Source organism: Okeanomitos corallinicola TIOX110, from assembly GCF_038050375.1.
Classification (GTDB): Bacteria; Cyanobacteriota; Cyanobacteriia; order Cyanobacteriales; family Nostocaceae; genus Okeanomitos; species Okeanomitos corallinicola.
In genome coordinates this window covers 4,270,148-4,294,862 of sequence record NZ_CP150886.1, presented here as the reverse complement: position 1 = coordinate 4,294,862, position 24,715 = coordinate 4,270,148, and the positions used below count along the sequence as shown (strand labels likewise).

Annotated in this window: 23 protein-coding genes; 10 read left to right on the top strand and 13 right to left on the bottom strand. The window is 38.0% G+C overall.

Annotation, left to right across the window (positions count from 1 at the left end; genetic code table 11):
• Window positions 1–101: 101 nt before the first annotated feature.
• From WJM97_RS18795 to lpdA, 5 genes are all read right to left on the bottom strand, one after another.
• Window positions 102–551: a M67 family metallopeptidase gene (locus WJM97_RS18795; RefSeq protein ID WP_353930300.1), complete on the bottom strand. Its 450-nt coding sequence runs from the start codon at window positions 549–551 to the stop codon at window positions 102–104.
• A gap of 105 nt (window positions 552–656) precedes the next feature.
• A complete protein-coding gene (locus WJM97_RS18790; RefSeq protein ID WP_353930299.1) occupies window positions 657–1,391 on the bottom strand; it encodes a carbonic anhydrase in 735 nt (244 codons plus the stop codon).
• A gap of 284 nt (window positions 1,392–1,675) precedes the next feature.
• Window positions 1,676–2,401, bottom strand: coding sequence for an ABC transporter ATP-binding protein (locus tag WJM97_RS18785; RefSeq protein ID WP_353930298.1), 726 nt, complete (start codon window positions 2,399–2,401; stop codon window positions 1,676–1,678).
• 257 nt (window positions 2,402–2,658) lie between these two features.
• Window positions 2,659–3,543, bottom strand: coding sequence for an indole-3-glycerol phosphate synthase TrpC (gene trpC / locus WJM97_RS18780; RefSeq protein ID WP_353930297.1), 885 nt, complete (start codon window positions 3,541–3,543; stop codon window positions 2,659–2,661).
• 132 nt (window positions 3,544–3,675) lie between these two features.
• Complete coding sequence (gene lpdA / locus WJM97_RS18775; protein ID WP_353930296.1) at window positions 3,676–5,106, bottom strand: dihydrolipoyl dehydrogenase; 1,431 nt, start codon at window positions 5,104–5,106, stop codon at window positions 3,676–3,678.
• A 295-nt stretch (window positions 5,107–5,401) separates the two neighbouring features.
• Here lpdA and WJM97_RS18770 point away from each other — a divergent pair, with 295 nt between their 5' ends.
• Together WJM97_RS18770 and WJM97_RS18765 are read left to right on the top strand one after the other, a co-directional pair.
• Window positions 5,402–5,533, top strand: a complete 132-nt coding sequence (locus tag WJM97_RS18770) for a hypothetical protein (RefSeq protein ID WP_353930295.1) — start codon at window positions 5,402–5,404, stop codon at window positions 5,531–5,533.
• A gap of 357 nt (window positions 5,534–5,890) precedes the next feature.
• Window positions 5,891–6,613, top strand: a complete 723-nt coding sequence (locus tag WJM97_RS18765) for a TerC family protein (RefSeq protein ID WP_353930294.1) — start codon at window positions 5,891–5,893, stop codon at window positions 6,611–6,613.
• A gap of 78 nt (window positions 6,614–6,691) precedes the next feature.
• On the opposite strand, the gene ndk is transcribed toward WJM97_RS18765, so the two are convergent.
• Complete coding sequence (ndk, locus tag WJM97_RS18760) at window positions 6,692–7,141, bottom strand: nucleoside-diphosphate kinase (protein WP_353933211.1); 450 nt, start codon at window positions 7,139–7,141, stop codon at window positions 6,692–6,694.
• Window positions 7,142–7,373: 232 nt separating this feature from the next.
• On the opposite strand from ndk, the gene speA reads away from it, so the two are divergent.
• Window positions 7,374–9,386: a biosynthetic arginine decarboxylase gene (gene speA, locus WJM97_RS18755; RefSeq protein ID WP_353930293.1), complete on the top strand. Its 2,013-nt coding sequence runs from the start codon at window positions 7,374–7,376 to the stop codon at window positions 9,384–9,386.
• A gap of 327 nt (window positions 9,387–9,713) precedes the next feature.
• On the opposite strand, the gene WJM97_RS18750 is transcribed toward speA, so the two are convergent.
• The 3 genes from WJM97_RS18750 to WJM97_RS18740 all read right to left on the bottom strand — a co-directional run bounded on the left by WJM97_RS18750 (window position 9,714) and on the right by WJM97_RS18740 (window position 13,016).
• Window positions 9,714–10,883, bottom strand: a complete 1,170-nt coding sequence (locus tag WJM97_RS18750) for an NDP-sugar synthase (protein WP_353930292.1) — start codon at window positions 10,881–10,883, stop codon at window positions 9,714–9,716.
• 153 nt (window positions 10,884–11,036) lie between these two features.
• Window positions 11,037–11,855 (bottom strand): ScpA family protein, encoded by an 819-nt coding sequence (locus tag WJM97_RS18745; protein WP_353933210.1) that lies wholly within the window; start codon window positions 11,853–11,855, stop codon window positions 11,037–11,039.
• Window positions 11,856–11,927: 72 nt separating this feature from the next.
• Window positions 11,928–13,016, bottom strand: a complete 1,089-nt coding sequence (locus tag WJM97_RS18740; RefSeq protein WP_353930291.1) for an AI-2E family transporter — start codon at window positions 13,014–13,016, stop codon at window positions 11,928–11,930.
• A gap of 156 nt (window positions 13,017–13,172) precedes the next feature.
• On the opposite strand from WJM97_RS18740, the gene pdxH reads away from it, so the two are divergent.
• From pdxH to WJM97_RS18725, 3 genes are all read left to right on the top strand, one after another.
• Window positions 13,173–13,817, top strand: coding sequence for a pyridoxamine 5'-phosphate oxidase (gene pdxH / locus WJM97_RS18735; RefSeq protein WP_353930290.1), 645 nt, complete (start codon window positions 13,173–13,175; stop codon window positions 13,815–13,817).
• A gap of 150 nt (window positions 13,818–13,967) precedes the next feature.
• Window positions 13,968–14,159, top strand: a complete 192-nt coding sequence (locus tag WJM97_RS18730; RefSeq protein ID WP_353930289.1) for an RNA-binding S4 domain-containing protein — start codon at window positions 13,968–13,970, stop codon at window positions 14,157–14,159.
• Window positions 14,160–14,471: 312 nt separating this feature from the next.
• Window positions 14,472–14,747, top strand: a complete 276-nt coding sequence (locus WJM97_RS18725; protein ID WP_353930288.1) for a hypothetical protein — start codon at window positions 14,472–14,474, stop codon at window positions 14,745–14,747.
• A 117-nt stretch (window positions 14,748–14,864) separates the two neighbouring features.
• Here the strand turns inward: WJM97_RS18725 and glmS are convergent, their stop codons facing one another.
• Window positions 14,865–16,742, bottom strand: coding sequence for a glutamine--fructose-6-phosphate transaminase (isomerizing) (gene glmS / locus WJM97_RS18720; protein WP_353930287.1), 1,878 nt, complete (start codon window positions 16,740–16,742; stop codon window positions 14,865–14,867).
• 269 nt (window positions 16,743–17,011) lie between these two features.
• The gene (gene psaC / locus WJM97_RS18715) at window positions 17,012–17,257 is read right to left on the bottom strand and encodes a photosystem I iron-sulfur center protein PsaC (protein WP_010997613.1); all 246 of its coding nucleotides are present in this window, start codon (window positions 17,255–17,257) and stop codon (window positions 17,012–17,014) included.
• A 574-nt stretch (window positions 17,258–17,831) separates the two neighbouring features.
• Between psaC and WJM97_RS18710 the strand changes: the two genes are divergently transcribed.
• Window positions 17,832–18,194 carry a DUF6464 family protein gene (locus tag WJM97_RS18710; RefSeq protein WP_353930286.1) on the top strand — a complete coding sequence of 121 codons (363 nt, stop codon included), beginning with the start codon at window positions 17,832–17,834 and terminating at the stop codon, window positions 18,192–18,194.
• A gap of 16 nt (window positions 18,195–18,210) precedes the next feature.
• Here the strand turns inward: WJM97_RS18710 and fmt are convergent, their stop codons facing one another.
• Window positions 18,211–19,209, bottom strand: a complete 999-nt coding sequence (fmt, locus tag WJM97_RS18705) for a methionyl-tRNA formyltransferase (RefSeq protein ID WP_353930285.1) — start codon at window positions 19,207–19,209, stop codon at window positions 18,211–18,213.
• A 1,056-nt stretch (window positions 19,210–20,265) separates the two neighbouring features.
• Here fmt and WJM97_RS18700 point away from each other — a divergent pair.
• Complete coding sequence (locus WJM97_RS18700; RefSeq protein ID WP_353930284.1) at window positions 20,266–21,591, top strand: hypothetical protein; 1,326 nt, start codon at window positions 20,266–20,268, stop codon at window positions 21,589–21,591.
• A 478-nt stretch (window positions 21,592–22,069) separates the two neighbouring features.
• On the opposite strand, the gene cimA is transcribed toward WJM97_RS18700, so the two are convergent.
• Entirely contained in the window at window positions 22,070–23,707 is a 1,638-nt protein-coding gene (gene cimA, locus WJM97_RS18695) for a citramalate synthase (protein ID WP_353930283.1), read from the bottom strand.
• A gap of 135 nt (window positions 23,708–23,842) precedes the next feature.
• Between cimA and WJM97_RS18690 the strand changes: the two genes are divergently transcribed.
• Window positions 23,843–24,181: a 2Fe-2S iron-sulfur cluster-binding protein gene (locus WJM97_RS18690; protein ID WP_353930282.1), complete on the top strand. Its 339-nt coding sequence runs from the start codon at window positions 23,843–23,845 to the stop codon at window positions 24,179–24,181.
• Between the two features lie 17 nt (window positions 24,182–24,198).
• Window positions 24,199–24,636: a hypothetical protein gene (locus WJM97_RS18685; protein WP_353930281.1), complete on the top strand. Its 438-nt coding sequence runs from the start codon at window positions 24,199–24,201 to the stop codon at window positions 24,634–24,636.
• Window positions 24,637–24,715: the final 79 nt, after the last annotated feature.

Sequence of the window (24,715 nt, the reverse complement as noted above, 5' to 3'; positions counted from 1 at the left end):
GTTTTTCAGTTCTCACCTCATCAAAGCTTGCATTTTTTGAAAGTCAAAATCGCTAAAATCGTTTACCTGTAATGTTTTGAGATTTATTCAGCAAGCCCTAATTAAATTGTTGCTATTATTTCCGGTTGAAATTGATGATTTTCATCTAATAAAAAGCTATTTAGTTCACTTGCTTTCCCATTTTCAACAGCAACTATGATATAAGAATATTCTGGCCAAGCATAGATTCTATCCCATTCTGAGGGTGTAGCGGGATGATCTGGATGGGAATGAAATATACCGATGATGTTTAAGTTGCGATCTCTTGCTGCTTTTTGGGTTGCTAAAATGACTTGAGGTGCGATCGCATATCTTCTGTTTTTACTATGTTTTTCTTCTGTAAAAGTAGCTGCTTCTGTATTCCAGGCGTTTTCTGTGGGTATGATTTCTACTACTGTTTTTGATTCCTGATTTAGAACACCTAAAATTAGTCCACAACATTCTTCTGGGTAGGTGTTTTGGGCATGGTTTTTGATAATTTCTAGGTGATTTGTTTTAAGTTTTAGTTTCATGGAGATTTTTAAATGTAGATGCAAATAAATTAGCATGAAAACGAACCGCAGAGACGCAGAGAACGCAGAGAGAAGAGGTTTTGAGAGATATTAGTTTGGGATATATCAATTTAAAAATTGCACTCTACCTGTTTCGGTATCATAAAAAGCACCAATTATTCTTAATCTACCATTACTGACGAGTTGACCTAAAATGTTGGAGTTTTTGAATAATCTTTCTGTTTGATATTGAATGTTATTAATAATTGCATTTTCACTAATCTCTAGACCATTATTTTGTAGTTGATTTTGATTTAATCCTGGTTTGATATTATCAGCAATAAAGCCCATTCTACCAGGATTTGGTTGATTGTTTACTGCTGCTGCTACTGCACCACATTTTTTATGACCTAATACTACAATTAATTGTGTACCTAAAGCAGCAGCTGTATATTCCAAGCTCCCTATTGTCATGTTACTGGCAACATTACCAGCTACGCGGACAACAAATAAATCTCCTAATCCTTGATCAAAAATTAATTCTGGTGGTACACGAGAATCTGCACATCCTAATATTGCTGCGTAAGGATATTGTGTTCTAGATAGAGATTGTAATCGTCTTTTTGATTGGTTGGGATATTGACGATTTTGATTATAAAATCTTCTGTTTCCTGTTTCTAATCTGCGGATTGCTTCTTCTGCACTAACTGGGTTGGGATTGGGGTTTGTGGTAGGAATTGTGATTGTTCTTGAGTTGGTCATTATGCTATTACAAGCAGTAATTCCACTCATACTTAAAGTAGTTAAACCTGCAAATTTTAAAAAGTTACGACGACCGATAAAACCGTTAATTCTACTCATGATTTTACCTGAAATTCTGTCATTGGCTTCCAGGAAGATACCAGATTTAACTAAACTCTGAGAGTACCTAATTACACGGTTTAAGGGTTATTTAATCTTTGGCTTAAATACCAAATAATATATTGACAATATGGACTATATTTACCTTCTGTATCTTTGCTACTCAGTTCTATTAATTTCTTTAGGAAGTTTCAACTTCAGTTCTTGAAAACCCCGAAAATTCCGTAAATGCAATTTTTCAATGTGCATATTTATAAATCCTCAATTACGAATTACGAATTATCCTAATGTCCCCCTGCACCTAAATATAATTCTCCCACCTTGGGGTCATTCAATAATTCTCTACCAGAACCAGAAATCTCATCTTTTCCAGACACTAAAACATAACCAGTATCAGCCATTTCTAATGCTTTTCTAGCATTTTGTTCTACTAAAACAATTGCAGTTCCAGATTGATTAATTTGTTTAATTTGTTCAAATACTTGTGTTACCAAAATCGGAGATAAAGCAGCAGAAGGTTCATCTAATAATAACAAACTGGGTTCTAACATCAATGCTTTACCCATAGCTAACATTTGTCTTTCTCCACCGGAAAGAGTACCAGCACGTTGACGACGGCGATCGCTTAATCTGGGAAACATCGTAAATATATGATCTTTTAAAGGTTTCAGAGGAACATTCTTGACAAAAGCACCCATTTCTAAGTTGTCTTCTACTGTTAAAGATGGAAAAACATTAGCAATTTGGGGAACATAACACATTCCCTTTTTGACAATTTGATCCGATTTTAAACCATTAATTTTTTCACCTTTAAAGGTAATTGTACCTGTGTGGGGTGTCAAAAGTCCAAAAATGGTTTTTGCTAAAGTTGACTTACCTGCACCGTTTGGTCCAATTACAGTTACTAATTCTCCTGGTGCAACTTGAAAGTTTATCCCTTGCAAGATATCCACATCTTTAATGTATCCTGCATGAACATTTTCAACTTTTAATAAATATTCGCTGGTCATTTTTCTATTATTAATTACTAAATTTTAACTCTCTAATCACTTACTAACTACTTTTACAAAATCACAAAATCCATACAATCATTTATATTTTATCTGCGTTTATCTGCGTGCATCTGTGTTCAATAATATTCAATAAATAACAAATAACATTAACTATTTTACTATGATTTGGGTTGATGTTAGAAAAACTAATTTTTCCAGAGTTGTGTTGGGTTGCACTGTCGCTTAACCCAACCTACAAACTAAACCCTGATAAATTACTTACTAAAAAGCTGATTAATTGCTAATTTTGGATCTGGTTGTTTTACCAAAGATTCACCAACAAGTACAGCGGATGCACCGGCTGTTTCTACGGTGATTAAATCTGCTGGTTGATGAATTCCCGATTCACTAACTACGAGTATTCCTTTCTCTTTTAATTGATTTCCTCGCTCTTTTAATAATTGACAAGTTGTTTGTAAATCAACGGTAAAATCTTCTAGGTTACGGTTATTTATCCCAATTAAAGCTACTCCATCTAAGGCTAAAACTCGATCTAATTCCTCTAAACTATGCACTTCTATTAAAGCTGCCATTTTTAGACTGTTGGCAATTTTAACAAAATATTGTAAATCTTGATCACTAAGAATTGCTGCTATTAACAAAACTGCATCCGCGCCACTAACTCGCGCTAAATACATTTGATAAGGATAAATAATAAATTCCTTACATAATAAAGGTAAATCTACGGCAGTACGAACTAAAGATAAGTTTTCAAAACCACCTTGAAAAAACTTTTTATCTGTGAGAACAGAAAGACAACTAGCACCACCTTCTTGATAGGCTTTTGCTATTTCTACAGGGTTAAAATCTTCCCGTAAAATACCTTTACTCGGAGAAGCTTTTTTCACTTCTGCGATTAATGCAGGTTTAGTTTTACCTTGTTTTAATGCAGCTATAAAATCACGGGTTGGTGGTGCAGAAAGGGCTTTTTTCTGCAATTCTTGCAAAGGCTGCTTTTCCCGCATTTGCTCAACTTCAATTTCTTTATGCCAAACAATTTCTTCTAAAATATTATTTGGTTCAATATCTTCTAAAACTGCTTGGAAGCGAATAATAGAAACATCAATAGCTCGACTAGGGTGACGACGACGAATTTGCATTTTTTTAGGAGTCAGGGGTGAGTGGGTGAGTGGGTGAGTGGGTGAGTGGGTGAGTGGGTGAGTGGGTGAGTGAGGGGAAAAATCTTTTTACCTGTAACCTGTCACCTGTCACCTGTCACCTGTCACCTTCTTCTAACTAGCGATCGCCCGTTTGTAAGCTTCATCTAACACTTCTGATAGTGTAGGATGGGCGTGAACTAAGTAAGCTAAGTCTTTTACCGATTGACGGTTTGCAACTGCGGCGGATGCTTCGTGAATTATACTGGAAGCGTGTGCGCCAAAAATATGCACACCTAAAACCTCACCTGTATCTTGACGATAAATCACTTTGGCAATGCCGTCAGCTTCGTTTTCTGCTAAGGCTTTGGAATTACCTTTAAAGTAACTTCTGCTGGTGGCAACTTCAAAACCTTCTGCTAAACCTAATTCTTGGGCTGCTGTTTCTGTTAAACCCACATAACTAACTTCTGGATGGGTAAAAGCTGCGGCGGGAATGCTACGGTAATCTATTTTTTTACCTTTCTCCAAAATATTCTCTACAGCTACAATACCTTGGGCAGAGGCGGCATGGGCTAACATCATTTTCCCGTTAGCATCACCTATGGCATAGAGATGGGGAACGATTTCACCACCTGATAAAACAGCCATGCCATCATTTACGGGGATAAAGTTGCGTTTATCCAGTTCCACACCTACCGATTCTAAACCGATATTTTTGGTAGCGGGGATGCGGCCTGTAGCGACTAAACAAGCATCAACTTCTAAAACTTCTACATCTTCTTTGGTTTGGAAGTCTGCTAACTCAATAACTACGGGATAACCAGGAGTGATTTTTTTCGCATATATGCCAACTCTGGTTTCAATGGGGCGGGGTTTAATTAATACCCGTTCTGCTAGTTTAGCAATATCATCATCAAATCCTGGCATTAATTTATCCAGGGCTTCTATCATGGTGACTTCGCAACCTAAAGCGGTGTAAATATCGGAAAATTCTAAACCGATGTAACCACTACCAATAATAGCAATCCAATCTGGTAAGGTTTCTAATTTTACGCCTTGGTCGCTGGTAAATACTGTTTTACAGTCTATTTCAATGCCGGGAGGAACGAAGGGAACTGAACCGGGACAAAGGATGATATCTTGGGCGGTGATGGTTTTATCACCGTTTTCTGTGGAGACGTTAACTTTTTGTGAACCTGCGACTTTTCCCCAACCGCGAATAATATCTACACCTAAGCGTTTGAGGCTGTTGGTTAAGTCGCCTTGAATTTTGTTAACAAGATTAGTAGCATGATCAGCGATCGCTTGTTGATCAAATTCTACATTACCAATTTGAATACCCAAAGATTTGAGATGATGGGCATTGCGTAATTCGCGTACCTTTCCTGAAGCGGCCAGCAATGCTTTAGAGGGAATACAACCCCGGTTGACACAAGTTCCACCCATGTCTGCTGCTTCTATAATCGCCGTTTTTAACCCGTAATTAACAGCGTGTAGGGCTGCGCCATGACCGCCTACACCTGCGCCAATAATCACTAAATCGTAATCAAATTCAGAACTCACTTTAGTTTCCCCGTTTCTTTAGCCTACTTATTTTTAACTTGATTTCTCCCCGTTAAAACAGTTCACCTGGTGCGTTAGTGTTCAGAATGGGGATGACTGGGTAAAATTATAGTTATATCTAGTTATGTTTGGATAATGGGTTTTTGTTGACATTTTGCCATTTTACCTGATTTCTGGATGATTGAGAATTTCGGTTATGAATTACGTAATATGGAGTAACAAACTACTCCAGACTAAAGGATACGGAGAAATAAGGGTTTGAGAGATATTTTACATAGAAAGGTAAGCTGAGAAAATGAAGAATGATCTAGAAAAATACATTGCTAAATGTAAACATAATGATTTAGCACAGCAGTTAAAATTAGATGAATCTATGATCTTCAATATTGAAAATAATCCTGAAAATATAGGGATTTTGACTTTATAAAAATATGCAAATCCTGTAGGAAAGCAACTGTTTATAGAACTTAAATATTTCTCAAATATTTTTAAATCCACTTTTTACAGATTCACTTAATGCTGTAGTTGAATGAATGTCTGAATCAGGATATCCAGGATTGAAGGATTTAGAGGATGTAGTTTTTCTCTGTGTCCTCTGCGGTTCGTTAAAAAAAAGATATTTTTCATTATCAAAATTTACAGGATGTGATAATTCGTAATTCTATTGATATCAAAGTCTCCCAAAATTGCGTTAAGCTGGTATAGGGTAGCAATTTATAACCCTATCTATGATGAAAATATCAGTTTCTGTTAATTTAAGATTTTCACTGTCTAAGAAATTGGAATGCTAGATCAAATATTTAATTACCTACACTTTGATTTCAGCTTTGAAGCCTCTATAGTTCTGCTGATATTGGTCTTTCTGGAAGCTGTACTATCAGCGGATAATGCGATCGCCTTGGCTGCGATCGCCCAAGGATTAGAAGACAAAAAACTAGAAAATCAAGCCTTAAACATTGGTTTAGTATTTGCCTATGTGCTGCGAATTACCCTACTGTTAACAGCTACCTGGGTACAAAAATTCTGGCAATTTGAACTACTCGGTGCAGCTTACCTACTGTGGTTAGTATTTCAGCATTTCACATCCCAAGAGGACGAAGATAACCAACATCACGGACCCCGATTTAAATCTCTATTGCAAGCCATACCTGTGATCGCTTTTACAGACCTAGCCTTTTCCTTAGATAGTGTCACAACTGCGATCGCCGTATCTCAAGAAGCATGGTTAGTAATTACCGGTACAACCATCGGTATCGTCACCCTGAGATTTATGGCCGGGTTATTTATTCGCTGGTTAGATGAGTATTTACATTTAGAAGATGCAGGTTATATCACTGTAGCTTTCGTTGGTTTGCGTTTGTTGTTAAAAGTGATTAATGAAGACTTAGTTCCACCCCAATGGATCACGGTTAGTGCAATCGGTATTATCCTAGCCTGGGGATTTTCCAAACGCACAGAAATAGAAATAAAAGTCGAAGAACCTGAAAAAACCGAAGTTACAAAATAGGTCATGGGTAATTGGTAATGGGTAATTGGTAAGAATAAACTCTTACCAATCACCAGTCACCAGTCACCAATCACCAACTTACTCGTATAACCAAGGAGTTAGAGTAGGTTGCCAACTAGCTAACTCTTCTTCCTTAAACCAAAGCTTGATTTCAGTTTGGGCTGTTTCTATAGCATCAGAACCGTGGATTAAGTTACGACCAACAGTCACACCAAAATCACCACGAATTGTACCTGGTTCTGCACTTAAAGGATTGGTTGCACCAATAATTTTTCTTGCAGATGCAACAACACCATCACCTTCCCAAACCATAGCCACAACCGGACCAGAGGTAATAAATTGAATTAAACCAGGAAAGAAAGGTCTTTCCTTGTGAACATCATAGTGTTTTTCAGCTAATTCTTTGCTGACGTTCATCAACTTCAAACCCACGAGGGTAAAGCCTTTTGTTTCAAAACGACGGATAATTTCACCTACCAACCCGCGTTGGACTCCATCAGGCTTAATTGCTAAAAATGTGCGTTCCAAGTCTGTCTCCCAAAGCATAAAAATTATCTGCGTTAATTGTCAATTGTATGTACGTCTTTTGTCTAGTAGTTCCAGGAAGAAATGAGGAGATGGAGAGATGGGGAGAATATTTTTGCTAATGACTAATATTCTTAACCAGTTATTAACCCAGAAAAAATCTTGCTTTTTGTATATCTGTGAGTATACTAATTTGCTAAATTGTTAGTTCGTGGGTGAAACACAGAGGTCAGAAATGGGTGTCGAGTCAACTACCGATGAGATGGTGAAAATGTCTAAAAATGGGTATAAATTAGAACAAAAAAACCAGAAGCAGAAAAAATTGCTACCACCTAGTGCCACGTCAGGAGAATTATCTCGGACTTGGAAAATTGAAGATAGTGAAGATTTATACCGGATAGAAGGTTGGGGTAAGCCTTATTTTTCCATTAATGCTGCTGGTCATGTGACAGTTTCCCCCAAAGGCGATCGCGGAGGTTCTCTAGACTTATTTGAATTAGTCAAAGCCTTAAAGCAGCGAAATTTGGGACTGCCTCTGTTAATTCGCTTTTCCGATATTTTAGAAGATCGGATTGAACGATTAAATGCTTGTTTTGCCAAAGCGATCGCTCGATATAACTATCCCGGTGTTTATCGTGGTGTATTCCCCGTTAAATGTAACCAGGAAAGGCACTTAATTGAAGACCTAGTACGATTTGGCAAACCCCATCAATTTGGGCTAGAAGCCGGTTCTAAGCCAGAATTAATGATTGCCCTAGCCTTATTGGATACCCCCGGTGCATTCTTAATTTGCAACGGCTACAAAGACCGAGAATACATTGAAACCGCAATGTTAGCCCAAAGACTCGGACAAACCCCAATCATTGTTCTAGAACAAATTGAAGAAGTAGATTTAGTCATTGCCGCTAACCGTCAACTAGGAATTAAACCCATAGTTGGAGTCAGAGCCAAATTAAGTACCCAAGGCATGGGCAGATGGGGAACATCCACAGGCGATCGCGCTAAATTTGGATTAACCATCCCCGAAATCACCGAAGCAGTAGAAAAGCTCAAAGAAGCTAACTTACTCGACTCCCTCAAATTGTTACACTTCCATATCGGCTCACAAATCTCCGCTATTAACGTCATCAAAGATGCCATCCAAGAAGCCAGCCGCATCTATGTAGAATTAGCAATGTTAGGCGCAGACATGAAATATCTGGATGTAGGTGGAGGCTTAGGGGTGGACTACGACGGCTCTCAAACCAACTTCTACGCCTCTAAAAACTACAATATGCAGAACTACGCCAATGATATTGTAGCCGAATTAAAAGATACCTGTGCCGAACATCAAATACCCGTACCAACACTGATTAGCGAAAGTGGCAGAGCGATCGCCTCCCATCAATCAGTTCTCATCTTTGATGTCCTCAGCACCAGTGAAATACCCATCGATCCTCCAGAACCTCCCCAAGAAGGAGAATCACCAATCATCAATTACCTTTGGGAAACATACCAATCTATTAACCAGGAGAACTACCAAGAGTTTTACCACGATGCGGCACAATTCAAAGAAGAAGCCATCAGCCGATTTAACTTAGGAATTTTACGCCTCAAAGAACGAGCAAAAGCCGAGCGTCTTTACTGGGCTTGTTGTAAAAAAGTCCTTGATATCACCAGACAACAGGAATATGTACCTGACGAATTGGAAGACCTAGAAAAAATCATGGCTTCCATTTATTACATCAATTTATCAGTATTTCAATCAGCACCAGATTGTTGGGCCATAGATCAACTATTCCCCATCATGCCCATCCATTGCCTAGACAAAGAACCAACACAACGAGGAATATTAGCAGACCTCACCTGTGACAGCGATGGCAAAATAGACCATTTTATAGACTTGCGTGATGTCAAATCAGTATTAGAACTGCACAAATTTGACCGCAACGAACCCTACTATTTGGGAATGTTCCTGAATGGAGCTTACCAAGAAATCATGGGTAACTTACATAACCTCTTTGGCGACACCAACGCTGTTCACATTCAACTTACACCTAAAGGCTACCAAATTGAACACGTTGTCAAAGGTGACACAATGGGAGAAGTAGTCAAATATGTGCAATACGATTCCGAAGACATGGTAGAAAAAATCCGTCAGCGTTGCGAAAAAGCCTTAGAAGAAAATCAGATTTCCCTGAGCGAATCTCAACTACTTCTACAAACCTACGAGCAAAGTTTCATGAGATACACTTATCTGAATAGTTAGGGTTTGCTGATAAAGTCTTGTCGTGGAGACAGGTGACAGGTGACAGGTGACAGGTGACAGTTTCAAGAGTTGGATGGGAACTATTTTTCCTTGAAGCAGGAATTAAATGCAAGGTTTTTCAGTTCTCACCTCATCAAAGCTTGCATTTTTTGAAAGTCAAAATCGCTAAAATCGTTTACCTGTAATGTTTTGAGATTTATATGCCTGACGGCACGCTCCGCGAACAGCAAGCCCTAGTTAAGATGATGGGGTGATGGGGTGATGGGGTGATTAATAACCAATTCCCAATTCCCAATTCCCAATTCCCAATTCCCAATTCCCCATTATCTAAATTGAATTTGTTCCTAATAACTCCTCAATAGCTTGGCGTTCTAGAGGAGTATAAGATGGAGGATCTTGACGGGCATCAGTAATTAACCAATCTAAAGCCGCTGCTTGAACATCAATAGATGCGCCAGTTTTATCCACACAATAGCGTCCAAACACCAGCTTATCCACTAAACGGACTCCTGGCCCCAAACGCGACCATTCAAAAATCACACTATTATCTACCGTTGCCCCGTCACAAATCCAGCAATTAGGTCCAATCATCGCCGGACCAACAATTTTTGCCCCGTCCTCAATTCTAGTCATGCCACCAATGTAAACTGGTCCAGTAATATCAACTTTGTCCCAGTTAACTGCTACATTTAAACCAGTGTAAATACCAGGTGCTACTTCATGACCAGGGATTTGCACATTTTTAATTTCTCCCAACAGTACACCACGAATAGCCCGCCAATAATCTGGCACTTTACCAATATCTACCCATTCAAAATCCATGGGAATGGCATAAAAAGGGGCATTGATTTTTACCAGTTCGGGAAATAATTGACTACCGATATCAAACTCAACTTCAGAGGGAATATACTTAAACACCTCTGGCTCAAAGATATAAATACCTGTATTGATATTGGTACTTAATGCTTCCTCCATTGAAGGTTTTTCTTGGAAGGCTTTAATCCGGTTATCTTCATCTGTGACAACCACACCATAGCTAGAAACTTCTTCCTTGGGTACGGATTTGGTAATAATGGTGGCAATTGAACCCTTGGATTTATGCCACTTTACTGCCGCAGTCAAGTCCAAATCAATTAGCGCATCACCACACAGCACCACAAAGGTATCATCAAAAAAGGGTGAGAAGTCTTGAATGCGCCGCATCCCCCCCGCAGAACCAACTGCTTGTCCTACCAATTTACCGTCATCATCAATTTTTCCTTCAAAGGAGTAAGCAATCTGCACACCAAACCTTTGACCATCACGGAAATAATTTTCTATTTCTTCCGCCAAATGGCTAACATTGACCATAATTTCGTCAAAACCGTGTTGACGTAATAGTTCTAACAAAAATTCCATTACTGGCTTTTGCAGAATAGGAATCATCGGTTTGGGAATGGTATATGTAATAGGACGTACACGAGTACCTTTACCCGCTGCCAGAATCATTGCTTTCATAGGTTTAAATTTTTTTCCTCAAACTCAAGCAAATTTACTTTTTTATCCAGTGATACTTAATCATCTAATGATATGGATATATCATTAAGAATCAGTGATTATGACTGTTTTCCGTTAATATGGCATTTACTCAGACAAAAATCACTAACTGCTTTAGTTTACAACTTGACAGTCTTTGACTGAATCTGTAGGCAGACGAATTTTTACTTCTTGGTAAAATTCTTCCTGATATAATTCGACCTTAGATTGAGCCGATAACAATAACAACGCCCAAAAAATACTCACCAATTGACCGTTTTCCGAATCATGGTGAGAACTATTTTTTTCAGGTTGTTTAGTCTGTTTCCACAGCTTTACTAACTGTTCCAGATTTAAACTGTTTTCTTCTAACTTTAGCTCTTTTGCAGAAAGCTGTAGTAACTGTTCTAGTTCTAAAGCTACTTCTGTGAGATTTTCTTGGTGAGCTAGTTCTAGCGCCTCCCGCATCTTTTGCATAGTGGGTTGACGTTTAGTGCGTGGAGGTTTGCTAACTTTCTCTACCCGTTTTAACTGGTTAGCCATAATCTGCAATTGCTCAATTAGCTCTTGCAGGGTGACACGGCGTTTTGGTGGTGGCATTGCTGCTGGACGACGGCGCAACTGTCGTTCTAGTTGCAACCTTTGAATGGGATATAATTCCCCATCTTCACCTTCCCACATTGCATTATCGGACACATTGTCTATAATAGTATCTACAGAAGATAATTGCATTAAAGTATTAGCTTTAAATAATACAAGCATAGATGCTGATAAAAAAGCCTGTCCAGATTGAGATAAATCCGCTTCATAACTTCTGACTGTTGTTTCTGGTGACATAAGTTCCAGATATCTATCAATTACTTCAATTACCTGCACATCCCAAGGATCTATTTCTCCTTTTTCTGCTTGTTCAATTAAATTTGTAATGGCTTCTAACAGATTATCAGCATCCATAATTTTATTAGTTATTGGGCATTGGGCATTGGGCATTGGGTTATTCATCTTCCCCCCCATCTTCCCACTTCCCTATTTTTCAAATTCTGTATCATCAACAACTGTGTAATTAGATACATAATCTCCATGTTTAGTTTTTTTAATAGCGTCAAAAGTGCCTTTAATCGTACCAGCAATGGGTACAGCTACGAGTGTTCCCAATAACCCAGCGATTTCAAATCCCATGAGAATGGAGATAAAAATCCATAGGGGATTAAGTCCTGTAAAGTTACCAAGTAGTTTGGGTGCTAGAAGATTATCTTTGATTTGCTGCATGATTATTGCTGCCATTGCCACTGGAAATGCTAACCACCAGTTTTGTAATAAAACCAGCATGGTCACTAAGCCTATACCTAAAGCTGCCCCAACAAAAGGTATCAGTTCAGAAATACCGATGATAATGGCAAATAAGAGGGCAAATGGTACTCTCATAAATAAAAAGATGGGTGTGAGAGCGAGAACCATAAATACGCCTAGTAACAATTGACTCAGAAAAAAGTTCTGGAAGTTTAATTGTAGAGATTTGCTAAAAGGGATGCCAATATTAGATGGAAGAAGATTAATTAGGCTGTACCACACGCGATCGCCATAGAGTAACATATAAAAAGCAAGTACAACTACTAAGACCATATTCAGTATTCCTGACAATAGAGTTCCAGCAAATCCCACCGCCCCAGAAGCTATCTGTTGTAACAAATTTTCAACACCAGCATTAATTTGATTAGTTACTAAACTTAAATCAATTTGTATGCGCCTCTTTTGTGCTAAAATTTGCAATTTTGCTAGATTGTCTTGACTAGAAGCTAACCAATCAGGAATTTTATTTAAAAGTTGGATTGTTTGGTCAATTAGCAGCGGTACAAGGGTGACACCCAAAATAGCAAATACAGCTAATGTGATTATTAAGACAATAATTACAGATTTAGTCCGATCAATCCTGATTGTTTCAAATAACTGGACTGGGTAGTTAAGCAAAAATGCCAGGATAGCTGCAATACTAAGAATTGTGATGGGATGTTGAAAATAACGAAACAAAAGAGATAGTAGCCAGACATTAAGAGCAATAATCGGGCCACTCAGTCCATAAATTAGTAAACTTTGCAGAGAGGCTGAACGGCGCATCTGTTTTTTTTAATGTGTGGGATGGAGAGAAAAGATTTTTACCAATGCCCAATGATTAATTACGAATTAGCAAGTTGAGGTAGTGTTTATAATCATAAATATTTTATTTTTCCAGCGCAGGTATTTTCAATCATCAGGAAATCAGGAAATAAAACAATGGATAAAAATATAGCTGACCTCCGCAAAGACTACGCTCTACAAGAATTGAGCGAGGCTGAAATTAACCATAATCCTTTTATACAATTTAAATTCTGGTTTGATCAAGCTGTAGCAGCACAGTTACCCGAACCTAATGCCATGACTTTAGCTACATCTACACCCGATGGTAAACCCTCGGCGAGAATGGTTTTATTAAAAAACTTTGATGAAAGGGGTTTTGTTTTATTTACTAATTATAATAGTCACAAAGGCAAAGAAATAACTGCAAACCCTCATGCAGCACTGGTTTTTTGGTGGGCTGAGTTAGAACGTCAAGTCAGAATTGCAGGAACTGTAGAAAAGATTTCTGATGAGGAGTCAGATGACTATTTTGAGGTACGCCCCCATAATAGCCGTTTAGGTGCTTGGGCTTCTAATCAAAGTGAAGTCATAGCTAATAGGGAAGTTTTGGAAGCACAATTACAAGCATTCCAAGACAAGTATGAAAATAAGGAAGTTCCCAGACCTCCTCACTGGGGAGGTTTTCGGATTATTCCCCAAGAAATAGAATTTTGGCAAGGGCGTTCTAGTCGTTTACATGACAGATTACTTTATACTCGGTTAAATGATGGGGGTTGGAAGATAGAACGTTTGTCACCTTAATATCACGTTTGTTTGTTTGCGTAATTCCTTTTTTCTATTTAGCTATTACGCAGCTAAACTTTATTATCCTCATATATGCAAATCCTGTGATGTGGCTATCTTTCCCGCTAAATTTATACAAGTAAAATACACAACAGCATCCCTAAAAAAATGATTAAACTCGATCAGTTTTTAAAGTTAGTAGGTATTGCTTCAACAGGAGGACAAGCTAAAATAATGATTACTAATGGTGAAGTCAAAGTTAATGGCATAGTTGAAACTAGACGTGGGCGTAAACTATTAGAAAATGACACTGTGGTGGTTATTGAAGAAACTTTTCAAGTAGGGGATATCATTTCTTAATATTTTAATTTAGATGTTTTAACTGATAGGAGCATTTTGCCGACTTTGCTTCTACTCGCTTTGTTTAAAAATGTACATTTTTGATTAAATAGTGATAGGTAATATAAAAAATTTTTGGGTATAACACTCCTATTAATACTCAATTTGTTGTATTCTAGTTTTCCCAAGGTATTTTTGTACAACCAAACTTCATCAAAGCTTTTTGCGGATCTTTGATCAGATGATTGAAAGACTATCCTAGTCTGTTTAAAAATCAACAACAAGATTCTCAAATTGTGATGTGAAATTTTCAAAACTTTCAATGGATAAAATATGAAACTAATTAAAAAATCTGAAAAACTAATCCTCGATAAAATAAAAAGCATGGAGTTAGAAGCAGAAAATCTTCACACCGAAATTAATGATAATCCAGAAACTGTAATTGATGAGATACAAGAGGAGGAAACAAGAAAAATTGATATAAATAATCAATTATCTAATTATATTCCTGTCCGAGATAATCCGATAGTTTATTCTGTAGGTAATACAGGATGGCAAGTTTCTGAGATTTGGAAGGAAATTAGATTAGATGATTTTTGCAATAGTTAGAGAATGTATAAAGACTATTTTATATAGCATCTAATGCTTATAAATCTGTTTGCGGCTACATTATTAGCTGGAAATGGGGAGACAATCAGACACTGTTTCTCCCCTAACAATTATCATCTATTCCACTGTTACAGACTTCGCCAAATTCCTTGGTTGATCTACATCTAAACCCTTCCTAGCTGCAATATGATAAGCTAACAATTGCAAGGGAATAACTGTCAAAATAGGTGACAAAATTTCCTCCACATCAGCAACAGGAATTAAATCATTAAATATTTCTGCTGCTTCCCCATCATTAACAGAAGTTACACCTATTAACCGAGAATCTCTAGCTTTTGCTTCCTGGGAGTTAGAAATCACCTTTTCATATACATTACCAGGCATAGCGATCGCCACTACCGGAACTTTAGAATCTAATAAAGCAATCGGTCCGTGTTTCATCTCTCCGGCTGGATATCCTTCAGCGTGAATATAGCTAATTTCTTTTAATTTTAAAGCCCCTTCTAAAGCAATAGGAAAATTAATTCCCCTCCCCACAAAAATGAAATCTTTTGTTTCTACAAAATCATGAACTAACTGTTCAATATATTTTTCTTGAGTTTCTAAAATTGCTTCAATGTCCGCTGGTAATTGTCGTAAACCTGTGATAATTTCTGTTAACCTATCCTGAGTAATTGCTTGCCGACGATAGGCTAAATCTAAAGCTAAACCATAAAACGCCATCAATTGAGCAATAAAAGTTTTTGTAGCTGCTACGCCAATTTCAATTCCCCCATGAGTATTAATAATATTATCTACCATTTGCCCCAAAGTGCTTTCTGGGCGGTTGGTAATACCTAACAGTCTGGCTTCATACTTAAATTCTTTACCTTGTCTGCGTTCTTTTTCCATCCCTAAAGCTGCTAAAGTATCCGCAGTTTCACCTGATTGTGTGACACCAATAGTTAAAGTATTAGCTGTTAAAGGTGTAGGTGCATAACGAAATTCAGAACCATATTGTACTTGAGTAGGAATTCCTGCTAATTGTTCTAATAAATACTTACCCACTAAAGCCGCGTGCCAACTCGTACCGCAAGCGACAATTTGAATTTGTTCTAAATCTGCGTAAAAATCCGCTGGTAAACCCAAGGTCACAGGTATTTCGGCACTGTTGGGAAAATAAGCTTCTAAGCAAGCCCTAACTACACCCGGTTGCTCATAGATTTCCTTGAGCATAAAGTGTTTGAATCCCTGTTTTTCTACCATGATGGGATTCCAATTCAAAGTGCGGGGATGCTTCTTTAAACGATGTCCAGCAAAGTTGTAAATTTCAACGCCCAAGGGGGTCAAACGACCAATTTCGCCATTTTCTAGGGGCAATACAGCGCGGGTATAGGGGACAATTGCCGGGGTATCGGAAGCACAGAAAAATTCACCTTGGCCAAAGCCAATGACTAAAGGCGCTTGTTGACGAACTACAATTAATTCATCGGGGAAGTCCGCAGAAATGACGGCGATCGCATAAGCACCTTCTAACTTACCCACAGCTTCTCGTACCGCATCTAAAAGCACAGAAGGGGAAGTCAGATTTTTTACGGTATTTTTTAAGCACTCTGCAATCAAATGAGGAATTACCTCTGTATCCGTTTCTGAACGAAATTCATGTCCTAATTTTTTGAGTTGTTCCCGCAGTTCGCGGTAATTCTCAATAATCCCATTCTGTACCACCGCTATTCGCAGAGCCGTATCCATATGTGGATGGGCATTATGCTCTTCTGGTTTACCGTGGGTTGCCCAGCGAGTATGACCAATACCAATTTGGGCAGGATTTTCAATTTGTTCCAATTTAGAACGTAAATTCAGCAATTTACCCTTGGCCCGGACACAACTAATATCACCTTCCCAAATAGTGGCAATTCCTGCCGAATCATAACCTCTGTACTCCAGCTTTTCCAGTCCAGATAATAATATTTCTGTCGCTGCTTGAGTTCCTATATATCCAACAATTCCACACATTTTTTATACCGCTCCAATTATCAGTTAACAGTTATCACAATAAAGCGGTAATTATATCAAATCAAAGAAAATATAAAAGACTTTGGGCATTGAGATATTTATCTTCCCTTACTGCCAAAAAATCTTGAAAGCTGACTGCTGAAAGCTAACAACTAAAAAGTGCTGAAGTCTGAGGGACGAAGCAAGAATCATGTAGTTGATAGATTTCTTGTTTCTTCCTGGCTCATTCTTCAGCACTTTTTTACTGAGTATTTTAAAATCTCAGTTTTTTAGTAGGCTAAACCCATGCTGCGAGTTGTTTCAGCACCCAAATAAACGCGGATGCTCAAAAAGTCGGTGGGGCAAGCTGTTTCACAGCGTTTGCAGCCTACACAGTCTTCTGTACGAGGTGAAGAAGCAACTTGAGCAGCTTTACAGCCATCCCAAGGCACCATTTCAAGAACGTCTGTAGGACAAGCGCGAACGCATTGGGTGCAACCGATGCAGGTATCGTAGATTTTTACAGTATGAGACATTGAAAAAACTGCTCCTTTCGGGTATTCTTCTCGGCAAAAGAATCATAATCAAGGCATAGTTTACCGCAGTGCTTGATGGGCTGTAAGTAAAAGGCTACATAACTTTAAACAATTTAATAGGCAATTTGGACAATTTATCGCTGCGAGTCGTCCCTATCTGCCTAAAAGTCAGGAAAATAGCCCTTTGGCATCAACTGCATTGACTCCCCCAAATGAAGACAAATTGTAAAGGTTTGTAAAGCCCAGGTCAATTCCCCATGGTTAAATCTATAGTACCTATTGAATTAGGGCTATGCAATAGCGGTTGTTAGGTTACACAAAGTAAAGAGCGATCGCACGGATATTTATTTGTTGATATAAATAATACATTTTAAAGTTGAGTGGAAAAGTTACAGATTTTCAATCAAAATTTGATTGCTTCCAAAATCAATACCAGTAACACTACGACTAATCTCACACACACTTTGTTTAATTAATCACATTTGTTTAAAATAAACGCTTAAAATCCAGTAGTTGATAGTATCTTCTTGCGATACCATTTTTAATAACATGAATCACATCAAATCAACTTATTATGGAGTCAGACTCTTTAGCAACTGAGGTAATTCTCACAAATTCCCGTCAGTCTCTTGGTAAATTAAAACTTGATTGGACACCTCAACCTGGTAATTATCTTGACGTTGAAGGTAAAACCTATGCAGTATTAGAGCGTCGTCATAGGTATCAATTTAAAGCGGGACGTTACCACTTACATACTATTGCTATTTATGTACAAAAAGCTCAAAGACCTTCAGAAAAAAGCTTAGTAGCAGGACGTTGGGTCATAGGTGACGCTAGTTGTGATTATAACGCTCATTCAGAAATTATCCGCTGTGCTGTTAACCCTGAAGGCCCATGTGAGTCTTGTCGTTCTTACGAAAATTCAGAGCATAGGTGACAGGGAAGAGTCTTTCTTAGTTACCCATTACTTCCCCTACTGTTAAACGAGTACCATTCACAAAGTCCCATCCTGACTGAAGACGTTTACCAATTGGTTGTACTTCTCTTAACCACAACAAACCTGATCCTGTTTGTACAATTGCTCCGATACCTTTAGTTATATTTATGACTTCTCCTGGTTGAGTGGATACGGTTGACAAATCAGGGATTTTATTAATTTTATCTTGTATTTCTTTGGGTAATTCTTGAGTATAAGCAGGATCTAAGGGTACAGTGGCAGTAACTTTTAGTTGTTGTTGTCGGAAGGTAGTAACGCAGTGAGGATAAAAACCTCTCACCTGATTATGTATTTCTACAGCAGGTTTTGACCAGTCTAAATTATAATCTTCCTTTTGAATCAAAGACGCATAGGTTGCTTGAGAATTATCCTGGGGAATGGGTTTAATTTCTTGATTTTCCAACTTGCTCAAAGTTTCTAATAATAAATCTGCACCGATGACAGCTAACTGATCACCTAAAATCTGAGCGTTATCTAATAATTTGATAGGTGTATTTGCCTTCAGAAGCATATCTCCTGTATCCATACCTGCATCCATTAACATGGTTGTAATACCAGTTTCTTTTTCACCTTTATGTATACACCACTGAATAGGAGCAGCACCTCGATATTGGGGTAAAATAGAGCCATGTACGTTAATGCAGCCAAATTTGGGCATATTCAAGATTTTTTGCGACAAAATTTGTCCATAGGCAACTACTACAAATACATCTGCTGCTAAGTTTTGTAGTTTAGTGAGTGTATCAGTATCTTTTTTGATCTTTTCTGGTTGCCAGACTGCTAAGTTATGAGTAATGGCTAAGGTTTTTACGGGAGAGGGTGTTAATTTATTCCCCCGTCCTCTGCGTTTATCCGGTTGAGTAACAACTGCTAAAACTTCGTATTTTGGATGATTTAGTAATTTTTCTAGGGTGGGAACAGCAAATTCGGGAGTACCAAAAAATACAATTTTCATTATTGACGATTGACTGATGATTAGTTACTAATAAATGGTAAATGCGTCAGGAATCACTGACAAGCAATAGCCCACAAACCACTAACTTACAAAAAAACAAAAAAAGCTATATCAATTTTTTCTGGAGGATATTAAATTTTCGCTATTTGATGGTAAAGTGTTTATTAACGGTGCAAAGAAAGTTCCTTAACTGAATAAAATACCTTAGCAAGTGAATCAAGTAATATCTACTTAGACAATATCTTGATATTGCTAATATGTATATATACCTTTCGTCTCATATTGAGGCACTCCAACGTATATTCGCCTAGCTTATTTAAAATTTAGCCAAATTCAGTTTTATAGCACTTGTACAACGCAATAGATATCCTATTTTTTGTGTTGGGACTGTGTTTTGTGGATTTGGATAGGTGTGGTGATATTAGATACAACCAACTAGGCGATCGCTATTTGATCCCACAGATATTAGTTGTTAAGGAATTAACATATCAACTTTCAATAGTTTGTTTGAAATTGTAATTGTTATTGCTCATTACAAGTAACTTCCACTAAACCAAACAAACATGACAGCTGGATTTGATAGAAAGATTTGCTTAATGCTAGTTCATAGTACCACCCTTTTGCCAAGAATAAATCAATTGTAGTTAGACAGACAGAGTTTATTTTCTTAACTGTGTTGTAAAGCCAAAATATCAATAGGTTCATCTCAACAAAATAAATGATTTCTTGTTAAACATACTTTGACAGGAAACTTAGTTATAGATTCTGGATTTAGTTGTGTATATTCTCAATGTTTTAAGTATAAACGAAGTCTGATTGGTAATAAACAGTAGTAAGTAAGTATTTACTGCCGTTAAAACTTATCGAAAAGTTAGGGAACTTAAAAATTGTCAGGGTATGAGCAATATGTAAACAACTTTTGTAAAGTGATGCAAAATTTAGTGAGATTATATCGTCATAACTTCTAGTTTGTTGTTATACATATAATTATAGCTTTTCCTCCTCCTGCATAAACATTGCACCTCACATAGCAACTGCCCCTTAGAGAGTCCACCCATGCTAAAATCCCTTTTGCTGTCAGGATGGTTTCGCGTACAACCGTTTTCTAAGTACGTTATCGTTGTTATGCTAGTTGCTCCTTTTCTTGGGGTATCAATCCACTCTAGCGTAGCTAAACAATCACAATTAAAACAAGGAAAAATTACTTCGGAATTTAGCAAATCTGATTCTAAATCACCAGTAGCAGCTATTGTTGAGGAACAGGATTTAAGTATAGGTAAAGTCAATCCCTTAAAAATAAAAACTGAACCTGTTGTACCATTAAATAATCCAGCGAGTGAAGACAGACTATTACTGAATAATAACAGCAATAAAATTAATTCAGGGACTGTCAATAAATCTCAAAATTCAACTAACGAAATAGTTGTTGGTGATAAATTGGCTGTAGTAGAAGATGGAAATCTAGCTAAAATTCCTGTTACAAGTAAAACTGTTGATTTGATTCAAAAATTAAAAGAAGCTAAACTCCAAGCCTTAGCAGGTAAAGGGAACAGTTTAGAAATTGAGAACCTGGAAAAAGAATTATTCACAACAGCAGCTAACACATCTAAGATCAGAAAAATAGAACCTGCGGCAATCACAGAAATACCTGTAGAAGAACCACAGCAGCAACCAGATACAGTACCAGATGATCCCATGGGTAGTCCTCATCCCATACCTTGGAAATGGATCATGACAACCCAAGAAGCTATCGGAGGGAATGGGGGTTCTGGAGTTCGTCACTATCGCAGTATACCGGTGATTTCTCCTGATGGTAGATATGCTGTGTACAGTAGAGTGCAACTGGAGGTAAAACCAGCAATGCACAATAGCCGAGTTTCTAGCTTGTTGTTTTTAGAAGACCGCCAAACTAAAAGACTGCGGGTGATGTCGAAAACCGCTGAAATTAATGACCCACTGTTAGATCAGGCATTTATACCTCAAAAAACTGATCAGGCTGGAAAAATAGGGGTTTTAGTTCCTGTTAGCTGGTCTCAAAAAGGCGATCGCTTTTTAGCTCGGAAATTTGTCGGTATTTTCAACACAGCGGATGTAACTGATCATGCTGTAGTTTGGGATCGGCAACAAAACCAGACTAGAACAGTTGCACCAGCCCAAAGAGAAGATGATCACGAGAAAATATCCATTTTGTTAGGTTGGAGTCAAAAACAACCGGATCATGTGTTGTTCCGTACTGGTGAATTAGGGGAAGAAAACTGGCCTTTGGTACAGGTTGCTAGTGATGGTACAGGTGTCAATATTACTACTGAAGATGATCAACCTGTAACTTTTGGTGAAAGAGATAACAAAATCTGGTCAGAACCTCAAGTTGCTTCCAAATAACAAATACAATTTATATGATTGCAAATCAAATCCCGTTGTTGCTCAAAGTGAAAACGGGTATTTTTTGTGGTTCGTGATTTTATGAAAAAAAAAATTTGGCAATAAAGGGGGGTATTTTCTCAAGATTATTGAGAATGGTGTCAACAATTTAACGATTTTTGGTGATTTCAGCTAGGGGGGTTGACAGGTTTCTGAGTTTTCGGTATGCTGATGCTATATCTAGAAATATGTGCGCTCCATATATAGGATTTTGAATCATCTGAGTTGTCAGAATCAGGATATCCAGGATTTGAGGATGTACAGGATAGTTATTTTTCACTTTAGTTAGTTTGGCGAAGTCTGTGGATTGACAGATATTATCTCAGAAATTGGATATTTTGGACAAATAAGCGATCGCTTGGATCAAATCAAAATACTGGATGCGATCGCCAAATTATCAAACATCCTAAAAATCCTCAAATCCTGATTTAGACATCCTTTAAACCTTCAAAACCTTCTCTGCTTGGAAATACAACAACAAGCCATATTCTAAACCTTCAACTACAGCTTGATAGGAAGCCTCCAAAATATTATCAGAAACTCCAATAGTAGTCCAACGTTGTTGACCATTTCCTGACTCAACCAAAGCGCGGGTTATAGCTGCTGTACCTGTATTTCCATTCAGGATTCTTACCTTATAATCTGTCAATTCAAAATCAGCAATTTGTGGATAAAAATTAATTAAAGCCTTACGTAAAGCAGCATCCAAAGCCGCTACAGGCCCATTACCTTCCGCTGCTTCCAGAATATTTTTACCATTTACAGCCACCTTAATTGTAGCTAAAGAGTTAGTAGTTTCCTTCCCCTCAACCAAATCACAATTTACCTGAAAACCCTTTACCTCAAAAAACTGTTTTCGCAGTTTCAAAGCCTCATACATTAACAATGCAAAACTCGCTTCTGCGGCTTCAAATTGATAACCTTCACTCTCCAATTTTTTCATTTTTTGGAGAATTTGTTTAGCCTGGGGATCATTTTTATTCAACTCCATTCCCAAACTTTTCGCCTTAGCTAAAACATTACTTAAACCAGACTGTTCAGAAATCACAATTCGACGACGGTTTCCCACCTGTTCTGGCTGAATATGTTCATAGGTTAAAGGGTTACGTTCTACCGCAGAGACATGAATCCCACCCTTATGAGCAAAAGCCGAACGTCCCACAAAAGGTGCGTGTTCATCAGGTGCGAGATTGACAACTTCACTAACAAAGCGACTGGTTTCTGTAAGTTGATTTAGCTGGTGTTCACCGATACAGCTATAACCAAGCTTTAATTGTAAATTAGGAATCAGAGAACACAGGTTAGCATTACCGCAACGTTCACCATAACCATTTATAGTACCCTGTACCATTTTTGCACCTGCCATAACTGCTGCTAAAGCATTAGCCACAGCCATTTCTGAATCATTATGAGTGTGAATACCTATTTGGGGAATTGGTGATTGGGTAAGAGTTGTTTCTTCATTGCCGATTTCCTGAATAACCACTGAGACAATTTCAGTAATTTCATGGGGTAAAGTTCCGCCATTAGTATCACATAAAACTAACCATTTTGCCCCGGCTGTTGCTGCTGTTTTGATTGTCTGTAAAGCATAATCAGGGTTTTGTTTATAACCATCAAACCAATGTTCAGCATCATAAATCACACTTCGTCCTTGAGAGCGTAAATACTCAATTGTGTCGCGGATCATGGCTAAATTTTCATCGAGACTGGTTTTAAGTCCTTCTGTAACGTGCAAATCCCAGGATTTCCCGAAAATTGTCACCCAGCGCGTACCTGCGGCTAAAATCGCCTGTAACATGGGTTCATCACTGGCTTGGGTGTGGGGACGACGGGTGGAACAAAAAGGAACTATTTCCGCTTGTTTAAGGGGGTTTTCTTGGAGTTGCCAGAAGAATTGGACATCTTTAGGGTTTGCCCCTGGCCAACCGCCTTCAATAAATGGTATACCTAGTTCATCTAGTCTGTGGGCAATGCGTAATTTATCTTCTATGGACACTGATAAACCTTCCCGTTGAGTGCCATCTCGGAGAGTAGTGTCATACAGCCAAAGTTGGGAAGATGGAGTTATGCTCATAAAACTAAGACCTAAGAGTTAAAGGAGTCATGAGTCAGGATATCAAGGAGTCAGGAGTCAGAAGAATAAATTACTACTAATGACCAATGCCCTATACCCTATGCCCAATAACAAATTTAGTTTGCTAATTTAACTATGCCCAAGGTTATAGCTCAAGGTAAATTAATTGAGTGTGAAATCCAAGCCAATTTAAGACAGGTACTGCAAAAAAATGGTGTTGATCTACATAACGGTGGTTCTCAAGTTATAAATTGTCGAGGACTTGGCAGTTGTGGTACTTGTGCGGTTAAGGTAGAAGGCGAAGTATCCGCAGCAAATTGGCGTGATCAAACCAGACGTTCGCTTCCTCCCCATTCTCCTACATCAGACTTGCGTTTAGCTTGTCAAACGAAGATATTAGGTGATGTGAAGGTAACAAAATATGATGGTTTTTGGGGTCAAGGTTCTCAAATAGTTTGGACACCAGAAGGTTAAAAAGGAGATAAAACAAGATGGGTAGATGGACACCCTTAATTTTGATGGCTGGAGGAGTAGCGATTTTATTAGGCACGCTACTAGGAATTAACTTTCCTATGGGTGGACAACAAAGCGCTAATGCTCCTACGGGAAGGAGAGAGTCTAGCGTTTTACCAGCTAATATTAACGTTAATAGCGCTGCTACTAGAAACGATCCAGAAGTCACTAACACAAATAATCCTCAAACTACGGAGAGAAATAATTCTCAACTTAGCAACAGCAACAGCAACAGTAACGGTAGTGATTTTAATAGAGATACACGCGGCACAAGTGTAGCTCAAAATAATGCTAGTACAACAACTGAGACTGCACAAAATACCAATACTACTGATACTTCTACTTCCGACATAGATACCAGATCAAATTCCAATAATACTAATCAAGATAAACAACCTATTCGTGCTTTGTGGTAATGGGTAATTGGTAATGGGTAATAGGTAAGAACTATCTACCAGTCACCAATCACCAGTCACCAGTCACCAGTCACCAGTC

What these genes read in the sequence shown, in the direction of transcription:
- WJM97_RS18795 (WP_353930300.1), bottom strand. Translation starts at nt 551, where the DNA reads ATGAAACTAAAACTTAAAACAAATCACCTAGAAATTATCAAAAACCAT.
- WJM97_RS18790 (WP_353930299.1), bottom strand. Translation starts at nt 1,391, where the DNA reads ATGAGTAGAATTAACGGTTTTATCGGTCGTCGTAACTTTTTAAAATTT.
- WJM97_RS18785 (WP_353930298.1), bottom strand. Translation starts at nt 2,401, where the DNA reads ATGACCAGCGAATATTTATTAAAAGTTGAAAATGTTCATGCAGGATAC.
- trpC (WP_353930297.1), bottom strand. Translation starts at nt 3,543, where the DNA reads ATGCAAATTCGTCGTCGTCACCCTAGTCGAGCTATTGATGTTTCTATT.
- WJM97_RS18770 (WP_353930295.1), top strand. Translation starts at nt 5,402, where the DNA reads ATGAAGAATGATCTAGAAAAATACATTGCTAAATGTAAACATAATGAT.
- WJM97_RS18765 (WP_353930294.1), top strand. Translation starts at nt 5,891, where the DNA reads ATGCTAGATCAAATATTTAATTACCTACACTTTGATTTCAGCTTTGAA.
- speA (WP_353930293.1), top strand. Translation starts at nt 7,374, where the DNA reads ATGGGTGTCGAGTCAACTACCGATGAGATGGTGAAAATGTCTAAAAAT.
- WJM97_RS18750 (WP_353930292.1), bottom strand. Translation starts at nt 10,883, where the DNA reads ATGAAAGCAATGATTCTGGCAGCGGGTAAAGGTACTCGTGTACGTCCT.
- WJM97_RS18745 (WP_353933210.1), bottom strand. Translation starts at nt 11,855, where the DNA reads ATGGATGCTGATAATCTGTTAGAAGCCATTACAAATTTAATTGAACAA.
- WJM97_RS18740 (WP_353930291.1), bottom strand. Translation starts at nt 13,016, where the DNA reads ATGCGCCGTTCAGCCTCTCTGCAAAGTTTACTAATTTATGGACTGAGT.
- pdxH (WP_353930290.1), top strand. Translation starts at nt 13,173, where the DNA reads ATGGATAAAAATATAGCTGACCTCCGCAAAGACTACGCTCTACAAGAA.
- WJM97_RS18730 (WP_353930289.1), top strand. Translation starts at nt 13,968, where the DNA reads ATGATTAAACTCGATCAGTTTTTAAAGTTAGTAGGTATTGCTTCAACA.
- WJM97_RS18725 (WP_353930288.1), top strand. Translation starts at nt 14,472, where the DNA reads ATGAAACTAATTAAAAAATCTGAAAAACTAATCCTCGATAAAATAAAA.
- glmS (WP_353930287.1), bottom strand. Translation starts at nt 16,742, where the DNA reads ATGTGTGGAATTGTTGGATATATAGGAACTCAAGCAGCGACAGAAATA.
- psaC (WP_010997613.1), bottom strand. Translation starts at nt 17,257, where the DNA reads ATGTCTCATACTGTAAAAATCTACGATACCTGCATCGGTTGCACCCAA.
- WJM97_RS18710 (WP_353930286.1), top strand. Translation starts at nt 17,832, where the DNA reads ATGGAGTCAGACTCTTTAGCAACTGAGGTAATTCTCACAAATTCCCGT.
- fmt (WP_353930285.1), bottom strand. Translation starts at nt 19,209, where the DNA reads ATGAAAATTGTATTTTTTGGTACTCCCGAATTTGCTGTTCCCACCCTA.
- WJM97_RS18700 (WP_353930284.1), top strand. Translation starts at nt 20,266, where the DNA reads ATGCTAAAATCCCTTTTGCTGTCAGGATGGTTTCGCGTACAACCGTTT.
- cimA (WP_353930283.1), bottom strand. Translation starts at nt 23,707, where the DNA reads ATGAGCATAACTCCATCTTCCCAACTTTGGCTGTATGACACTACTCTC.
- WJM97_RS18690 (WP_353930282.1), top strand. Translation starts at nt 23,843, where the DNA reads ATGCCCAAGGTTATAGCTCAAGGTAAATTAATTGAGTGTGAAATCCAA.
- WJM97_RS18685 (WP_353930281.1), top strand. Translation starts at nt 24,199, where the DNA reads ATGGGTAGATGGACACCCTTAATTTTGATGGCTGGAGGAGTAGCGATT.